The organism is Nostoc sp., assembly GCF_036919815.1.
In the GTDB taxonomy this organism is placed as follows: Bacteria; Cyanobacteriota; Cyanobacteriia; order Cyanobacteriales; family Nostocaceae; genus Nostoc.
This window is the reverse complement of sequence record NZ_JBALCE010000132.1, coordinates 1-16,363: the sequence shown is the minus strand read 5'-3', so window position 1 is coordinate 16,363 and position 16,363 is coordinate 1. Positions and strand designations below refer to the sequence as shown.

21 protein-coding genes are annotated in these 16,363 nt (G+C 43.2%); 12 read left to right on the top strand and 9 right to left on the bottom strand.

The window, feature by feature from the left end; translation table 11 throughout:
- Positions 1 to 149: 149 nt before the first annotated feature.
- Complete coding sequence (gene acnB / locus V7K15_RS29825; protein WP_334911619.1) at positions 150 to 2,801, bottom strand: bifunctional aconitate hydratase 2/2-methylisocitrate dehydratase; 2,652 nt, start codon at positions 2,799 to 2,801, stop codon at positions 150 to 152.
- Between the two features lie 291 nt (positions 2,802 to 3,092).
- Between acnB and V7K15_RS29820 the strand changes: the two genes are divergently transcribed.
- From V7K15_RS29820 to V7K15_RS29805, 4 genes are all read left to right on the top strand, one after another.
- Positions 3,093 to 3,410 carry a 2Fe-2S iron-sulfur cluster-binding protein gene (locus V7K15_RS29820; RefSeq protein WP_334911617.1) on the top strand — a complete coding sequence of 106 codons (318 nt, stop codon included), beginning with the start codon at positions 3,093 to 3,095 and terminating at the stop codon, positions 3,408 to 3,410.
- Positions 3,411 to 3,652: 242 nt separating this feature from the next.
- Positions 3,653 to 3,832: a hypothetical protein gene (locus V7K15_RS29815; protein WP_334911615.1), complete on the top strand. Its 180-nt coding sequence runs from the start codon at positions 3,653 to 3,655 to the stop codon at positions 3,830 to 3,832.
- Between the two features lie 380 nt (positions 3,833 to 4,212).
- On the top strand, positions 4,213 to 5,307 hold the full coding sequence (locus V7K15_RS29810; protein WP_334911613.1) for a DUF3326 domain-containing protein: 1,095 nt from the start codon (positions 4,213 to 4,215) through the stop codon (positions 5,305 to 5,307).
- 77 nt (positions 5,308 to 5,384) lie between these two features.
- Complete coding sequence (locus tag V7K15_RS29805) at positions 5,385 to 5,981, top strand: CPBP family intramembrane glutamic endopeptidase (RefSeq protein WP_334911612.1); 597 nt, start codon at positions 5,385 to 5,387, stop codon at positions 5,979 to 5,981.
- 259 nt (positions 5,982 to 6,240) lie between these two features.
- Here the strand turns inward: V7K15_RS29805 and V7K15_RS29800 are convergent, their stop codons facing one another.
- Both V7K15_RS29800 and purN read right to left on the bottom strand, forming a co-directional pair.
- On the bottom strand, positions 6,241 to 6,627 hold the full coding sequence (locus V7K15_RS29800) for a hypothetical protein (RefSeq protein ID WP_334911610.1): 387 nt from the start codon (positions 6,625 to 6,627) through the stop codon (positions 6,241 to 6,243).
- 455 nt (positions 6,628 to 7,082) lie between these two features.
- The gene (gene purN / locus V7K15_RS29795) at positions 7,083 to 7,727 is read right to left on the bottom strand and encodes a phosphoribosylglycinamide formyltransferase (protein WP_334911608.1); all 645 of its coding nucleotides are present in this window, start codon (positions 7,725 to 7,727) and stop codon (positions 7,083 to 7,085) included.
- A 246-nt stretch (positions 7,728 to 7,973) separates the two neighbouring features.
- Here purN and V7K15_RS29790 point away from each other — a divergent pair, with 246 nt between their 5' ends.
- The 4 genes from V7K15_RS29790 to V7K15_RS29775 all read left to right on the top strand — a co-directional run bounded on the left by V7K15_RS29790 (position 7,974) and on the right by V7K15_RS29775 (position 10,019).
- The gene (locus tag V7K15_RS29790) at positions 7,974 to 8,651 is read left to right on the top strand and encodes a hypothetical protein (RefSeq protein ID WP_334911606.1); all 678 of its coding nucleotides are present in this window, start codon (positions 7,974 to 7,976) and stop codon (positions 8,649 to 8,651) included.
- Positions 8,652 to 8,697: 46 nt separating this feature from the next.
- On the top strand, positions 8,698 to 9,408 hold the full coding sequence (locus V7K15_RS29785) for a hypothetical protein (protein WP_334911604.1): 711 nt from the start codon (positions 8,698 to 8,700) through the stop codon (positions 9,406 to 9,408).
- A gap of 248 nt (positions 9,409 to 9,656) precedes the next feature.
- A complete protein-coding gene (locus tag V7K15_RS29780) occupies positions 9,657 to 9,827 on the top strand; it encodes a type II toxin-antitoxin system PemK/MazF family toxin (RefSeq protein WP_334911621.1) in 171 nt (56 codons plus the stop codon).
- 51 nt (positions 9,828 to 9,878) lie between these two features.
- Positions 9,879 to 10,019 carry a hypothetical protein gene (locus V7K15_RS29775; protein WP_334911602.1) on the top strand — a complete coding sequence of 47 codons (141 nt, stop codon included), beginning with the start codon at positions 9,879 to 9,881 and terminating at the stop codon, positions 10,017 to 10,019.
- On the opposite strand, the gene V7K15_RS29770 is transcribed toward V7K15_RS29775, so the two are convergent.
- Positions 9,979 to 10,254, bottom strand: a complete 276-nt coding sequence (locus V7K15_RS29770) for a BrnA antitoxin family protein (RefSeq protein WP_334911600.1) — start codon at positions 10,252 to 10,254, stop codon at positions 9,979 to 9,981. The genes V7K15_RS29775 and V7K15_RS29770 overlap by 41 nt on opposite strands.
- The gene (locus V7K15_RS29765; protein ID WP_334911598.1) at positions 10,217 to 10,609 is read right to left on the bottom strand and encodes a BrnT family toxin; all 393 of its coding nucleotides are present in this window, start codon (positions 10,607 to 10,609) and stop codon (positions 10,217 to 10,219) included. The genes V7K15_RS29770 and V7K15_RS29765 overlap by 38 nt, the downstream gene beginning before the upstream one ends.
- Positions 10,610 to 10,723: 114 nt before the next feature.
- On the opposite strand from V7K15_RS29765, the gene V7K15_RS29760 reads away from it, so the two are divergent.
- Positions 10,724 to 11,605 carry a carbohydrate ABC transporter permease gene (locus V7K15_RS29760; protein ID WP_334911596.1) on the top strand — a complete coding sequence of 294 codons (882 nt, stop codon included), beginning with the start codon at positions 10,724 to 10,726 and terminating at the stop codon, positions 11,603 to 11,605.
- A gap of 14 nt (positions 11,606 to 11,619) precedes the next feature.
- Here V7K15_RS29760 and V7K15_RS29755 read toward each other — a convergent pair whose 3' ends face one another.
- Positions 11,620 to 12,213 (bottom strand): thermonuclease family protein, encoded by a 594-nt coding sequence (locus V7K15_RS29755; protein WP_334911594.1) that lies wholly within the window; start codon positions 12,211 to 12,213, stop codon positions 11,620 to 11,622.
- A 263-nt stretch (positions 12,214 to 12,476) separates the two neighbouring features.
- Here V7K15_RS29755 and V7K15_RS29750 point away from each other — a divergent pair, with 263 nt between their 5' ends.
- A complete protein-coding gene (locus V7K15_RS29750) occupies positions 12,477 to 12,824 on the top strand; it encodes a winged helix-turn-helix transcriptional regulator (protein WP_334911592.1) in 348 nt (115 codons plus the stop codon).
- Positions 12,825 to 12,917: 93 nt separating this feature from the next.
- Here the strand turns inward: V7K15_RS29750 and V7K15_RS29745 are convergent, their stop codons facing one another.
- From V7K15_RS29745 to V7K15_RS29735, 3 genes are read right to left on the bottom strand one after another with little or no spacing between them, the layout of a single operon-like run.
- Entirely contained in the window at positions 12,918 to 13,310 is a 393-nt protein-coding gene (locus V7K15_RS29745) for a salt stress protein, Slr1339 family (RefSeq protein ID WP_334911591.1), read from the bottom strand.
- A 26-nt stretch (positions 13,311 to 13,336) separates the two neighbouring features.
- Positions 13,337 to 13,942, bottom strand: coding sequence for a vWA domain-containing protein (locus V7K15_RS29740; protein ID WP_334911589.1), 606 nt, complete (start codon positions 13,940 to 13,942; stop codon positions 13,337 to 13,339).
- A gap of 48 nt (positions 13,943 to 13,990) precedes the next feature.
- A complete protein-coding gene (locus tag V7K15_RS29735) occupies positions 13,991 to 14,596 on the bottom strand; it encodes a vWA domain-containing protein (protein ID WP_334911587.1) in 606 nt (201 codons plus the stop codon).
- 458 nt (positions 14,597 to 15,054) lie between these two features.
- Between V7K15_RS29735 and V7K15_RS29730 the strand changes: the two genes are divergently transcribed.
- On the top strand, positions 15,055 to 15,711 hold the full coding sequence (locus V7K15_RS29730; RefSeq protein WP_334911585.1) for a PAS domain-containing protein: 657 nt from the start codon (positions 15,055 to 15,057) through the stop codon (positions 15,709 to 15,711).
- Positions 15,599 to 16,273 carry a PAS domain-containing protein gene (locus V7K15_RS29725; protein ID WP_334911583.1) on the top strand — a complete coding sequence of 225 codons (675 nt, stop codon included), beginning with the start codon at positions 15,599 to 15,601 and terminating at the stop codon, positions 16,271 to 16,273. Before V7K15_RS29730 ends, V7K15_RS29725 begins: the two co-directional genes overlap by 113 nt.
- Positions 16,274 to 16,363 lie beyond the last annotated feature (90 nt).

Here is a 16,363-nt window from a genome sequence, read left to right as displayed (position 1 = left end):
AATCGCTACACGTTATGATAAGCGAGCAATAAACTTTCTTGGTGCAATTTATCTTGCTGCTACTGTTATCTGGCTTAATTGATGACACGCCCTAATATTCCTCTGGGAAACGCTAAAAATTAGGTGGGTGTTATGCCCACCTAATTAAACTATACTAACAACGCCTCTTCCTCCTTAGAAATCACGCGCCCTTCATCCTCAAAACCGAGGATTTGATCAAAGTTCAAATACCGATACAAATCATCGGCAAAAGGCTCAATTCTCCTCGCCACAATATCCAAATATTCATGCACTGTGGGAAGCCTTCCCAGCAGCGCACAAACTGCGGCTAATTCTGCTGAACCAAGATACACCCGCGCATCTTTACCCATGCGATTATTGAAGTTGCGGGTAGAGGTAGAAAATACTGTTGTCCCATCAGCAACTCGCGCCTGATTACCCATGCACAAACTGCATCCTGGTATTTCTGTTCTAGCACCCGCAGCCCCAAAAATGCTATATACACCTTCTTCTTTTAATTGGTGTTCATCCATGCGCGTTGGTGGTGAAATCCACAGGCGAGTTTTCACTTCACCCGCGCCTTCCAAAACTTTCGCTGTTGCCCGATAATGACCAATATTCGTCATACATGAACCGACGAATACTTCTTGTACTGGATCATTAGCAACTTCCGATAATAATTTAACATTATCGGGGTCATTGGGAGCAGCAACAATTGGTTCTTTAATTTCGTTCAAATCAATTTCAATGATTTCGGCATATTCTGCATCGGCATCGCCTTCTAATAACACGGGATTTGCTAACCATTCTTCCATCCTTGCCACACGGCGCAGCATGGTACGCGGATCATGATAGCCTCGTGCTATCATATTTTTCAGCAGCGCGACATTAGAACGCAGATATTCAGAAATTGTCTCTACACTCAGCTTAATTGTACATCCGGCACAAGAACGTTCGGCACTAGCATCGGTGAGTTCAAAGGCTTGTTCAACTTTTAAATCTGGTAAACCTTCTATTTCCAGAATTCGCCCGGAGAAGACATTTTTCTTATTCTGCTTCTCTGCTGTCAGCAACCCTTTTTGAATTGCCACGTAGGGGATGGCATTCACGACATCCCGCAGGGTGATACCTGGTTGCAATTCCCCTTTAAATCTTACCAATACTGACTCTGGCATATCTAAAGGCATGACACCCAAGGCGGCTGCAAAGGCCACTAATCCAGAACCGGCGGGGAAGGAAATACCCAGGGGAAAGCGGGTGTGAGAGTCGCCGCCAGTTCCTACGGTGTCGGGTAACAGCATCCGGTTTAACCAAGAGTGGATGATACCATCACCGGGACGTAGGGCAACACCGCCACGAGAAGCAAAGAAATCGGGGAGTTCGTGATGGGTTTGGATGTCTACTGGTTTGGGATAAGCTGCTGTGTGGCAGAAACTCTGAACCACTAAGTCTGCACTGAAACCAAGACAGGCGAGTTCTTTCAATTCGTCGCGGGTCATAGGGCCTGTGGTATCCTGGGAACCAACGGTTGTAATGATGGGTTCGCAGGATGTGCCGGGGCGCACACCAAGTAATCCGCAAGCTTTACCTACCATTTTCTGTGCCAGGGTGTATCCTTTGCCTGTATCAAAGGCTTGCTGGGGACGGGTAAAGACTGTGCTGGGTTCTAAACCTAGTGCAAGACGAGTTTTGTCGGTGAGGGTACGTCCGATAAGTAGGGGGATGCGTCCACCAGCACGGACTTCATCGAAGATGGTGTCAGGTTTGAGGGTAAAGGTGGAAATCACTTCGCAAGACGTTCCATGCAACGTCTCTACATCTGTGTTGATTTCGCCTTTGTAAGGATGGATGGTAATTACCATGCCGGTTTCCAATTTGCTGACATCGCACTGAATAGGCAAAGCACCGGCATCTTCGGCTGTGTTAAAAAAGATAGGCGCGATCGCACCACCTAAAACATAACCCCCAGCGCGTTTGTTTGGCACAAAAGGTATATTATTTCCTGTATGCCACAATACCGAGTTGATGGCAGATTTACGCGAAGAACCTGTACCAACTACATCTCCCACGTAAGCTACAGGATGCCCTTTTTTCTTCAACTCGGCAATGGTTGCCAAGCTTCCCGGTTGTCGTGACTCTAACATCACTAAGGCGTGTAAGGGAATATCTGGGCGAGTTGTGGCGCTTTGGGCGGGCGATAAGTCGTCGGTATTAGTTTCGCCAGGAACTTTAAAAACTGTGACAGTAATCGCTTCTGGAACTGTGGGACGAATAGTAAACCATTCAGCTTCCGCCCAAGAGTCAATCACCCGCTTGGCGAAAGGATTGGTTTTAGATAACTCCAAAACATCGTGGAAGGCGTCGTATACCAAGAGGATTTTGCTTAAGGCGTTGGCGGCGTAGGCGGCGATGGGTTCTTTTCCTTGTCCGCCCATTACTAGAGGTGTTTCAGATGAGTCGGAGACGGATACGGTAGGCCATTGCAGCAAATCGATTAAAGATTGCACGTTGTAACCACCGATCATTGTCCCCAGCAATTGCACCGCTTCTATGCGCCCAATCAACGGACTGGTGATTTCCTTTTTGGCAATGGCGGTAAGAAATCCAGCTTTGACATAAGCTGCTGGATCAACACCAGGAGAAACGCGATCGCTCAATAGATGTAATAATATATCCTCTTGACCCTTTGGCGGATTTTTCAGTAATTCGCACAGTTGAGATGTTTGGTTTGCATCTAATGGTAAGGGGGGAATTCCCAGTGCTGATCTTTCAGCAAGGTGTTTACGATATTGTTCCAGCATTCTTAACTCCACTCCAAATATTTAGCCAAACAAAGTTTTAAGTGTGTATCATCACTTCCTAATTTCAGGAGCATTTAACCTCACAAGTCTTTACAGGTGGAATTAACAGCAAGTGAGTCTCCTTACTTTAAGTTTTTTGTCTAGCAAGGACTTATAATTATCACTGTATATCTATTTTTCATGATAAAACTCTTTGAAAATAATTCTCTTTTCATCTTTGTTAACTTGGTACTATGTCTATTTATCAGATAAAATAATCTATTTGTCCTCTGTGTCACGCTTATTTTATATATGCCCAAAACTTACACCGTAGAAATTCATCACCAAGATAAAATTCATACCTTGCAAGTTCCTGAAGATGAAACTATCTTATCAGTTGCCGATGCTGCTGGTTTAGATTTGCCAAGTTCTTGTCATGCAGGTGTTTGCACAACTTGCGCCGGTCAAATCACTGAGGGAACTGTCGATCAAACTGATGGTATGGGCGTTAGTCCTGATTTGCAAAAGCAAGGTTACGTATTGCTTTGTATTGCTAAACCCCTTTCTGATTTGAAAGTTCAGACGGAAAAAGAAGATGTAGTTTATCAGTTACAATTTGGCAAAGACTAATAATCAGTGAACAGTTATAGCCCTTCTCGTCCTTTGTAAGCTACAAGAACCCCACCCCCAACCCCCTCCCCGCAAGCGAGGAGGGGACTATGATTAGGAAACGCTATATCAGTATATCGGATGATTATTCATAACTGAATAACTGTTCGGTGAAAAGTTCCAAACCTGATAAATAATATTAGTATTTCCTAGCAACTGATATCAGTTATTCTAGAAACTACAAGTCAACAGGATTTACCGAGATGACGACTCATTTTATTACCGCAGAAATTGATTTACAAGAAACTCCCGCAGAATTACTAAAAGCAATTGAAACAGAGTTGAACAAACAAGGGGAACCCCTTCGTTGGGCAATTACTTCTGTGGAAGTTGACCAACAAAAAGCTACAGTTGAAGCTGTGGTAACTACACCTAAGAGTTAGGAGTTGGGAGTTGGGAGTGCGACTCATTCTTGTCACCCCGCTTCTATTCCTCTCACCCACAGTCTAAGGTGTACATACAAGTCGAATTACCCCCCTTAATCCCCCCTTAGAAAGGTGGGAAACAGGAAATTTAGTTCCCTCCCCTTTACAAGGGGAGGGTTAGGGTGGGGTAAAACCTTGGTTAATCAGCTATTTCAGACTTGTGTGTACACTGTAGCCCCCACAGTCCAAGAGGCTTTGATTCTTGCCCCCCAACGCTAGTAGGGAAGGGGTTGGGGTTAGGTTTGAGAGAAAGTCGTACACGGCGTGAGTTAGTATTTGATGGCTTCTGATTTATAACTCATAACTCCTAACTCCTAACTCCTAACTCCTAACTTAATATGCGTCCATACACCGCTATTTTAATTGTACCAACTGGCGTTGGGGCTGCAATTGGGGGTTATGCAGGTGATGCTTTACCTGTTGCTAAGGTTATAGCACAGGTTTGCGATCGCCTAATTACTCACCCCAATGTCCTTAATGGCGCTTCTTTGTATTGGAATCTTCCAAACGCTTTCTATGTTGAAGGTTACGGGCTTGACAAATTCGCCTCTGGATGCTGGGGTTTACGTCCAGTTCGCACTAATAAAGTAGGTTTGCTTTTAGACCAAGCTATTGAGCCAGAGTTGCGACTACGACATATACAAGCCGCAGATGCAGTCAGAGCAACGCTGGGATTGACACTAACAGATTATATAATTACAGATGAATCATTAAATGTAGAATTGCGGACTGCACCATCGGGAGCTAGTTGGGGAACAATTGGTAATCCCGATAGTTTGTTAAGGGCAGCTGAGATATTAATTAAAAAAGCGGGGGCTGAAGCGATCGCAGTTGTTGCCCGTTTCCCCGATGATATAAATGAAGAAGCAATACAGAAATATCGCCACGGTGAAGGCGTTGATCCTTTAGCGGGTGCAGAAGCCGTAATTAGTCATTTGCTAGTGCGAAACTTTCAAATTCCTTGCGCCCATTCTCCTGCCCTTTTGAGTGAACCTCCACAACCTGATTTATCTCCCCGTTCCGCCGCCGAAGAATTGGGCTATACCTTTTTGCCGTGCGTTCTTGTCGGATTAAGTCAGGCTCCACAATTTATCGTAGAGAAACGACTGATTGCATCAGAGCAACAAGATATTTGGGCAGATCAAGTCGATGCTGCGATCGCACCTGCAACAGCTTGTGGTAGCAGCGCCTTACTAAGTTTAAGCCAAAGACGATGCCAAATAATTACAGTAGAAGAAAATAAAACTCTGATCAAAGTTCCTCCCCAACCGTTGGGGATGAAAGCTATACAGGTAAACTCATATTTAGAAGCAGTGGGTGTATTAGTAGCACACAAAGCAGGCATTAATCCCTCCGCTCTCAGTCCCAAATTATTACCTTTGCAGTCAGTAGTTAGGAGTAGAGACGCGATTAATCGCGTCTCTACAAGTTAGGAGTTAGAATTCATCCTAATTCCCTGAATTGCAGCTACAAATCATTCTCCCCCACTCCCCACTCACCTTAAAAACCTGTGGTTGAACAACACAAGCAAGAGCCAGAAATTCCATCAATGACGCGCATCCAAGTACTTGGGGCGATGGGAGCGACTGCAATCATTTTGTTGATAGTCGCCAAAATGTCGCTGCACTTTGGCAACTTTTCCCTATTTTCTTGGAACTTGAACCAAAGAGAGTTGCTGTTGGGTGTAGGGTTGGGATTTGTCATCACCGCCTTAAGTGGCTTAACTTATCGCCTTTGGACTGGCTATCGAAAAAGTGCAGATTATTACCTAGAAGTGGTACTGAAACCTTTAGCTTTACCAGATTTAATTTGGCTAGGGTTGCTACCAGGGTTGAGTGAAGAATTATTATTTAGAGGTGTGATGCTGCCAGCTTTAGGCTCTGATTATACAGCTGTAATTGTATCCAGTCTTTGCTTTGGCATCTTGCATTTTAGCGGTTCCCAACAATGGCCTTATGTGATTTGGGCAACAATTGTCGGGATGATATTCGCATATAGTGCCCTGCTCACAGGCAACTTATTAGTGCCAATTGTTGCTCACATTATTACCAATTGGATTTCTAGCTATTTTTGGAAAATGTCGCAATTGTCGGCAATTAAAAAATAAATTGTCTCGTTAAGAGTCTCTGTCTGGTTCTGTCTCGTTAAGAGTCTCTGACTCTTAATGCCTACTAGGAGGGCTGCCGCCTCCCTGACTCGCGGCAGAGCCGCAATGAGGTGCAACGAGGATTTTAAAAGGATTTTGGCTTAAGTTGACACCAATGAGCAATGCTGTACCCCTACCATGTGTTGCATCCATAGACGCGTTGCGGCTTAAGGCAGGGTACGAGAACTGCTATATCAAACCATAGATGAAATTACCTAGTTTAAGCGCTCTGACTAGACTCTTGCTGTGCAAGATTTTTCAAGCGAGTCAACCTGCTTTTGCGAATACGTTCACTTTTGCGAACACCACCTGCCATTTCATATTCGTAGCTGTCTTTGCCGTATCTAAAGCCAACTCCCATGAGCATCTTCTCAGAGAAATTGCCTAAGCTTTGTTCTAATTCTTCAATCTCTGTTTTGGAAGAGTCAATGACGCTTAAAGCAGTGTTATGAGCATCTATCTTGATGCGTAACTGCTCAATTAATTGTGTCATGTTTTTCAAGTTACAAGCATCCCCAAGATCCAGATTGAGATCAATTGCTCTAAGTCCAGAGGTTCTTAACTCAGCTTTTTCTAGAACACGGGATGTGCGTTTTTTGCGAGACATAAATTTACTTATTTGTGAAGTTTCTATAGCTACTATGCCCCACTGAAGCTATATTTGGGTTCAGCATAATCCACAAATCATTGTACTTCTGATCAAATAATTGCTGGTGAATTCTCGCAATTTCTTTGATATAATGCAATTTGCTTTGGGAAAAAATCTAAGTATATCTAGAGTGTGTTAACAAACCGTAATGCAACGCCAGTTGCTACAACTTCAGTTCTGTAACTTCTGATCTAATCACAGATGAAGCATTTATAACCACAGCTTAAGTACTGGTAGCGACAGATGAAGCATTCATAACCACAGCTTAAGTACTGGTAGCGACAGCTTTAGTTTTTTTTATAACAAATCAAGTTGTTGTAACCATAGCTAAATCATTCATAACTACAGCTAAAGCTGTGGTAACTACAGCTTTAGTTTTTCTTATAACAGGTTGCGTATTCATCACGACAGCTTCAATTTTTAAAACGACAAGCTGCTAGAGCGATCGCTAGTGGTAAAATTCGATGTTCCTGAATTTGAATCCGCGCGTGAAGTGTTTCTGCTGTATCATCCGGCAGTACTGGTACTGCGGCTTGGATCAATATTGGGCCACTGTCCATTTCTAAACAAGCGATATGTGCTGTACAACCAGTGATTTTTACCCCAGATGCCAAGGCTTGTTCTACAGCATGGATTCCTTTGAAACTAGGTAACAAACTAGGATGGATATTAATAATCCTCTCAGGAAAGGCATCAATTAAAACTGACGTTACTAGTCGCATCCAGCCTGCCATAATCACCCAATCTACATCGTAGTGCCGCAATGTCTGCACAATTTTCTCATCAAACTCTTCTCGGCTTTTATAGTTGCGGTGATTCAATAAAACAGATTCTACCCCCCTATTGGCTGCTTTGACGGCTGCTTTAGCCGAGGGGTTATTGTAAATTAAAACTTGAATTTGAGCATTTAGCTGTCCATCTTGGATAGCTTGGGCAACTACATCAAAATTGCTGCCATTCCCAGAAGCCATAATTCCCAGCTTTAAAGGGGCGAGTAGTTGGCGATCGCTAATGCTGGGAGAAACCAAGCTAAGGGTAGAATCAGGGCAAAGAGTCATAACAGCTAAGAGGGAAAATTATAGATGCGAAAAATATATAGTAAGTCGTGGTTGGATAACGATACAGTAGCTGCCTGGATTTTCCTCACATCCTCACATAAATAGGTAAAATTTAATCGTTTGATTTAGCAATGTCTCCTTCCATGTTGCGATCGCTTGATTAAATTAATGTCAACTAGCAAACGTACATCTATGGGATGATACAAAATGTCATCTTCGTTGTCATAACTTAGAAGCTTTATGGTGATGAAATCTTCAAATTCGTTTTTAGCGGCAGCACTGGCGATCGCTTCCGTGAGTTTTACCGTATCCGTCAAAGCCGATACCGTGAATGCCCGTTGCGATGTGTTTCCAAAAGGAGAAGACCGTGCCACATCCTCTGGTTCTTGTACCTTTTCCCAACGGCAGGGTGCGGTTAGCATTCAACTGGAAAATGGCCGTCGCTATGACCTGCGCCCTTCGGGTAATCGACCCGGCAATTATCGCGATCAAACTGGTCGTGCTGCCTATCGACAAGCTGGACTGGATGACAAGGGACAGATTTATCGCCTCGCCACTGAGTCGATTTTTGTCTATTGGGATACAACCTCCTCCGGACAAAACTCAGGTAACAGAAATGGCAGGGTTGCTGCTAGGCAGCATGGACAAAACTCAGGTAATAGAAATGGCAGGGTTGCTGCTAGTCAGCCTGATGCAGGTACTACCGTCTCTCAGTTGCGTGATTTAGTGGGGGCAAGGGCAGGACAGGCAGAAAACACAGTCAAGGAACGGGGCTATCAATTCGTCAAGAGTTCTCCTTCGGGAGATTCTGTCTACAGCTACTGGCTAGAAGGCAGAACCAACTACTGTGTAACGATCCTAACAGAGCAAGGACGCTACCAATCGATCGTTTACACAGGGGGTTCAGGGGATTGTCAGAAGTAGTTGTTATCTGGACAAACAATCTGTTAACCCACACCATATAAACTTAATGCAACCGATAAAAACCTTGCGAATAGTAGCCTCTACTATTCTGAGTTTATTGACTCTTACAGTAAGTCATTCTGTTAATGCTGAATCAGTGATTGATACTTTAGACAACGGTAATCTGACTGTAACTGGTATGAAATCAGGAAGTGGCTGCACTGTCCTTTTTAACCCTCAGGGAGAGATCCTTCAACAGGGACGATCTTGTAGTTCAACAGAGATCCGTAAAGCCCAGGCAGCGATCAATAGCTACCTGCAGGAACAAGGCACACCTGACCGTTACAATCGCAGCCCGTCGAGCCAAAGTCTAACGTTGATCTGCTATGGTGAAGGTCGCAAACCCGGTCTCACAAACAGTTATGGATATGAATGGAACGAACGCCGCCATCGCTACGAATCACGTAATCGCATAGAGTCAACGACTGACGACTTCGATTCCGATGTTCAGGTTGAAATCCGTGGCACACAGGGAAAAATCCATCTGACCGGAAAGCTTATCGCCCCGATCAATTCGGGCGGTGACAATGGATGGTGGACACTCGACGATTTGGAGGTCGCGCCTGATCGAATTACGGGAAAATACCGGATGAACGGGCTAAATAAACCGCATGTCAATATCGACCGACGCAGCGGCAGGATCGCCATAGATGGGATTGAAAAGTTCCGGGGCAACTGCGACTCAGGCGATTGGGGCGGTAGCAGGAACCGTTTCTAGCCTGCTGCGCTATTGGGTTTCGTCAAAGCGCTGCGGGCGACAAGACCAGACCCAAGTCTCTTTTTTGCACGAGCTTCCATATCTATGGCGCATTAGTGGGAGCCGGTTTTAACTTTCTCGAATCAGTTACATACATCGTCAGTGACTATGCGAAGTGGGGTTATGCGCCCCCTTTCCTTACCTGTGTAGATGCGAATTTCCTGACTTCCAGTGGTACTTCGCGATCGGCTTACCAATCCTGATTCGTTATTTTCCTCAATAATCACGGGACATTTTTAACAAAGTCTTCTAAAGTACAGGCGCAGCAAGTGCGAACAATTTCTAAGCAACGAATTACTGGTGAAGTATTAGGTAGTTTAAACGAAGAAATGATGGCGCTAATTGATGCGGCGTTGAAATTGCATTTGGGATTGGTTTGAGTTTGCAGAAAAATAGCGATGTTTAAGTAAAGACTCCAAGTAGACATAATTATGAACCAAGAGCTTACCCAAGCGATCGCCTCAGAAGTTCAGCTATTCCACACCATCGATCGCAAAGAAAATTTTCTCTTTTTGCTCAAAGCTTTACTGACTATCGATGAGCTTCCATATATGCTCGCAGTAAAGTATTGATTTGGGTTTGATAACCCCGTCCTTGCGACTTAAACCACTCTAATACATCGCTGTCAATGCGTAACGTCACCTGTGTTTTATTTTTTGCCGCAGGTAAACCCCGTTTAACTGTAGCCTTGGCAAACAGTTCTGGTGTAATTTCCGGGCAATCTGATAAATCAATGTCTTCATCGCTCATAGCATCAAGCCGTTGCCAATCAGTCTGAGAGTTGCTCGAAATAGATTCGTTGCTCATATTTGGTTGCCTTTCTTGCAGAAATAATGCGGGTTAAATCATCACGATCTGTATGGACAACAGCAACGACTCGCCCTTGCAACAAGCCAAACGTGACGAAACGCTGCTCTGTGTAGCTGTAGCGATCGTCTTCAACCGTCACCGTATCTCCATCAAATACTGCTAAGATATCGATAAAATCGATTCCGTGCTTGCGAAGATTAGTAAGACGTTTTGCTTCATCCCATTCAAACTCCATCACCGAAACACAGCTACGTTTACCTGATTGTAACGACAAATTGTAGTTACAGCCATTTAGCCAAACGGATCTGCTGGCTTGCTGAAATTGCCTATTGCTGGTTATATTCTCTGCCATAGACAGTGAGGCGATGCCTACGCCCAACTAGAGATAATTATGAACCAAGAGCTTACCCAAGCTAAGGGTAGAATCAGGGCAAAGAGTCATAACAGCTAAGAGGAAAAATTATAGATGCGAAAAATATATAGTAAGTCGTGGTTGGATAATGATACAGTAGCCGCCTGGATTTTTCTCGCACCAGCACTAATTTTGCTGGGCGTTTTTATCATTTGGCCGATCGCCTATTTGTTTTACCTCAGCTTCACTGCTGGTAGTTTCACATTAAAAGGTACTTATTGGATAGGCTTAAAAAACTATTGGCGCTTGCTACTCAACCCCGACTTCTGGCAAGTTCTGGGTAACACCTTTTATTTTACTGTTGCCACGATCATTCCCAGTTTAGTTATCTCCTTGGGATTGGCAGTGCTATTAAACCGCTCCATTCCCTTGCGGGGTATCCTGCGAAGTGCCTATTTTCTGCCTTCAATTATCTCACTTGTGGCAGCCGGTTTGGGATTTCGCTGGTTATTTCAAACATCAGGGCCAGTTAACGGACTTTTAGATTTTTTTGGCATTCCAACCATACCCTGGCTAGGAGACACATTTTGGGCAATGCCAATACTTATTTTAATGAGTATTTGGAAACAATTAGGTTTCAATATGGTAGTTTTTTTAGCCGGGTTGCAAGCAATTCCTCCGAGTCGTTATGAAGCAGCCGATTTAGATGGAGCAAATGCTTGGCAACAATTTTGGTATATTACTCTGCCTGGATTGCGCCCAACTATGATATTTGCAATCATCACTACCGCGATTTTTACATTGCGGAGTTTTGAGCAAGTTTATGTGATGACTGGTGGCGGTCCATTGAATTCGACTAACTTGCTAGTTTACTACATTTATCAAGAGGCTTTTGGTCAATTTGATTTTGGTTATGCAGCAGCAGCCGCAACGGTATTACTAGCTGTGACGCTGGTATTAGTGTATTTGCAACTGCAAACTTGGGGAGAAGAGTAGGAGTTTTCAAGTTTCTACTTCTTATATAGGCTGCGATATTCCCAAGGATTGACAAATTTAGTATCACTCCAAACACCAAGCCGTTGTTGCTTGGCCTCAACTTCGGCTTGTTGAACTAAGTTTTTACTAGGACACTTGTTTAAATAGGGACGATAGACTTTTGCTAAACCTTCTTGCAACAATACCTGTTGGACAAAAGTGCCATTTTTTAAACGGACTTCGGCAATTTTGCGTCCATAACGATCGCTATCGGTGATATTCAAAGTCACGCGATCGCCTCCTTGTTGCACCAGTTCTTGCACTCGTTGTTGGGCTTTTACACCCCAAGTAAATTGATTGCGATCGCTAGCACTTTTACTCTGCTTTTCTTTCTTAGTGTGAGCTATCTCTGGCGCATCTATACAAGCAAAGCGCACACTAAAATTTTTGCCGTCAGTATCTTTGACTACTAAAGTGTCGCCATCACTCACTCGTTCAACCGCCTCTCCAGAAGTACCGACAAAGCGTAGACGCGAAGCGGCTTGTCGCACGACATCGCAGCCGATCAAGCCCAAAATTATGATAGTTGTACAAAGCCAAAATCGCACTGGTTTAATTAATTTCTCCATCCAAACTTACCTGCATTACCTCTGTGGGATGATACTAGCAAAATCCAAAGATGTTTTTGTTAACCCTTGACATACTGCCACAGGCAATTCAAAATTCCAAATAGTAATACCATTTCTTTTTGAAGATGCACCTATGGGACTTACCCAAAACTGCGCTGTAGGGGCAATTCATTTACCTATGGAAGACTAAAACAAGCAATAATCAGAGAACTAGCAGTATTACCCAGCAAATCTGAGTCAGGTATACTTCCTAAAAACTAACTATGAAAGCTGAAGCAGAAAACCATCTCAGACTGACTTGTGAAGTAGAAACTACTATAAAGGTGATTGGCGGACGCTGGAAAGTTTTGATTATTAGAGAATTAATGACTGGCGTCAAACGGTTTGGTGAGTTGCAACGGGCTTTACCTGGAGTTACCCAAAAGATGCTGACTCAGCAACTTAGAGAAATGGAGCAAGACGCGATTATTCATCGAGAAGTTTATCCCCAGATTCCACCCAAGGTAGAATATTCTCTAACGCCTTTAGGAGAAACTTTGCAACCAATTCTCTATGCTATGCATGAATGGGCTGTTGAACATTTCGCTCAAACACATCACCATCAATCTTGAGCAGAGGTAATAAATAATAATTGCCAACTTCTAATTTGAGCTTGCAGATTTATCAGTGGTATTTTACTTTTTACTTACCCGAATAAGTTGAGTTTAATCATTGCTTCTTAAATATTCAATCGCCGCCTCTAATTTTGAGGAGTAACTTTCAGCAAACCTTTCAAACCAAAATCCTTCGGACGAAAGTGGATCTAGTTTAGCTAACCATTGTTTTGCCTGCACTTTCAAAGTTTTTAGTTGTTTGGCTTTGAGTTGTTCTTGTCGAATTCCTTCCTGTTTTAGTTCTTGCTGTCTTTTTAACTCAATAGCAGTATCTTCTTTTGCAAAATCAGCCTGAACTTCTGCCAACAGGTTATCCATCAAAGATGACGACTTTGGCGATGGTGAAATAAAGGATTTAGCTGTGGCTGATTTTGACTGCTGTTGTGGTTGTACTTGTTTATATTCAGTTTGCAGTTCAGCTAATAGCTTATCAATGGAATCCATTTTTGCAATTCCTATAAATGGTATAGCTAGTCATTAATGGCATTAAGCAACACTTCTGATAGACTCAAATCTTCCATATCTTCCATAGTAATTGTGTCACAGATATCAAACTTAGCACCAGCACTCTGGAGTTCATCGTCTAAGACTTTCAGAAAGCGGGTAGCTTGCTGATCTGTGCCGACTTGAATGAACGAAATAGCTAATTCTTCATCTCGATCTATGCGGCGAGAAGCTTCAATAATCACCCTCATCACTGCTTTGCGATCGTCCGGTTCACCATCAGTAACCACTAAAATTATTTCACCATTTGGCTTTGTTTGACCAGCTGCTTTGCGTTGCAAGTAATCATCAGTTGCGTGTTTTAATACACCTGCTAAGTCAGTTGTACCAGAGGGGTCATTTTCTCGAAAAATTTGCGCTACCTTGCTAGATGTCACATTTTCGTATCGCTTAAATTTACCAGCGAATATATAGATAGTGATGCCATCTGGGTCAAATTCCTCACACTTACTAGCTAAAGCTAAGGTAGATTCCTGGGCTGCAACCCATCTACTTCTACCACCCTTTTGATCTTGGGTGGCCATGCTGCCGCTTTTATCGATAATCAAGGTATAGTCACGATTTTCTAGCATTATTCAATTCTCCAGTTAAGGGTTACTAGACTGTGGGCGATCAATACATTAGTCAGTTATGGCGTTGCTTAATACATCTGCAAGGCTCATATCTTCTAAGTCGTCTAAAGTGACGGTATCGCAAATATCAAATTTAGCGCCGACACTTTGCAACTGGTCATCCAAAGCTTTGAGGAACTTAGTTGCTTGGGCATCTGAACCTACTTGAATGATCGAAATTGCTAATTCTTCATCACGTTCCATCTGGCGAGTAGCATGAATGATCACTTCAAACACAGCTTTGCGATCGTCTGGTTCCCCATCGGTGATCACTAAAATTGTCTCACCGTTTGGCTTCGCTTTACCGGCTGCTTTGCGTTGAAAGTAGTTATTGAGTGCATCCTGGAGTACACCTGCTAAGTTTGTCGTTCCAGAAGGGTCGTTTTCGAGAAATATTTGGGTGACTTTGGCTGAGGTGACATCATCGTAGCGTTTAAATTTACCGGCAAATACGTAAACTGTAATCCCATCTGGGTCAAACTGTTCCGCCTTTCTTGCCAAAGCGAGTGTAGACTCTTGGGCTATCTCCCATCTACTTTTACCACCCACTTGGTCTGGTGTGGACATACTACCGCTTTTGTCAATGATTAATGTATAGTCGCGATCGCTCATCATAATATTCCGATGATTGTTACCCTGTGGTTCTAGTTTAACTCCGTTTTTTTACCAGCAAGCAAGCCTTTTAAGTACTTGTATTAATCATGCTAATAAAAAAAAGCCGCGCCACGGTTGACATCTGGTAAAATTAAATATCTGTTATCCAGAACCTTAGTAAGAATGACAAAAGACAAATGACTAATAGACATCTGGTGAAATTAAATATGCGTTACTCAGAACCCTTGTAGAGACCTAGCACTGCTACGTCAAAACAATTCTTTTTCACTCCTATAACTAATGACTAAATCGGCGGACGGCTATCCCCGATACCCTTTGAAGGGATGGGATTCCTGCCGATTTTCTTTGATTTGGTTGTTGCATCCTGATCTAGTCTGGGAATAATAAATACTACTCATGCTGACACACACGGAGTTAAACAGTTTTTGTTTAGCTGAATTTTAGAGATAAATTTGGGTATGAAGCATCCTAGATTCTTAGATAACCCCGCGCCAAAACAAAATACGGAGCAGCAAAACTTCTCCCTGGCGTTTCTGCATCAGATGATTAATAGCATATCTGACCCAATTTTTGTCAAAGACCGTCAACATCGCTGGGTATTACTTAACGATACTTACTGTGATTTCGTCGGTCATAGTCGAGAAGAATTAATTGGTAAGTCAGACGATGATTTTTTTCCTCAAGCAGAAGCTGATGTGTTCCGGCAAAAAGATGAACTGATTTTCACCGCAAATATTACCAATGAGAACCAGGATCTTTTTACCGATGCTCAAGGTATAATCCATCTGATCTCTACAAAAAAGTCTTGCTTTGAAGATGAGACTGGTAATAAATTTCTGGTAGGTAGTATTCGAGACATTATTTTACAGAATGCAGCCGGGAAAGTTCTGGGTGTGACTGATCCTACTGAACTCATGCAAAAGAGCGAGGTACTTTGGGAAACCCAAGAAGAACTGCGCCAAGAAAACGAAGAATTAGCGATCGCTCGTGAAACGGCTGAATGTGACATCAGCGACCGGCAAGCTACACTGCGCGATGTCTACGACGAGCTTCTCTACGAGACGCCACGCGAACGCTTACGCCAGCAAGCAGAGTCGAGACCTACAGCGTACTAATGCTTTACTGCAAGCTCAACAAGAAGCTGCGATCGACGGAATTCTGATTATTGATGAAAATCGTACAATTGCATCATTTAATCAGAAATTCTCCCAGTTATGGCAAATTCCTGCGGCACTGCTCCAAACACGGGACGATCGCCAACTCCTGGGATGGGTACTAGACCAACTAATCAATCCAGACGAATTTCTAACTAAGGTGGAGTATCTTTATCAGCATCCAGAGGAAAGCAACCGTGATGAAATTTTCCTGAAATCTGGAAAGATTTTTGACCGCTATTCTGCCCCTGTGCCTAAACAGCAAGGGGCTTGTGGTGAGACATCACCTTTAAAAGACTATTACGGTAGAATTTGGTATTTTCGTGACATTACCGAATACAAGCAAGCAGAAGCGGAACTCAGGGCTTCACAGCAAAGACTGACGTTACTGATTGAACAAACACCTTTAGCCATTATTGAATGGAATACCAACTTTGAGATTCAGACATGGAATCGGGCAGCAGAAAGAATCTTTGGATACACCACAGAGGAAATGCTGGGGAATTCTTTTGAGATTATATAGGACTAGTATTTGATTTCTGAAAAAGCTCCGTACATTTGAAGAGTCGCAAAATCAAAGTTAGTGTGTCGGAGAAACCACTCAAACATCCAT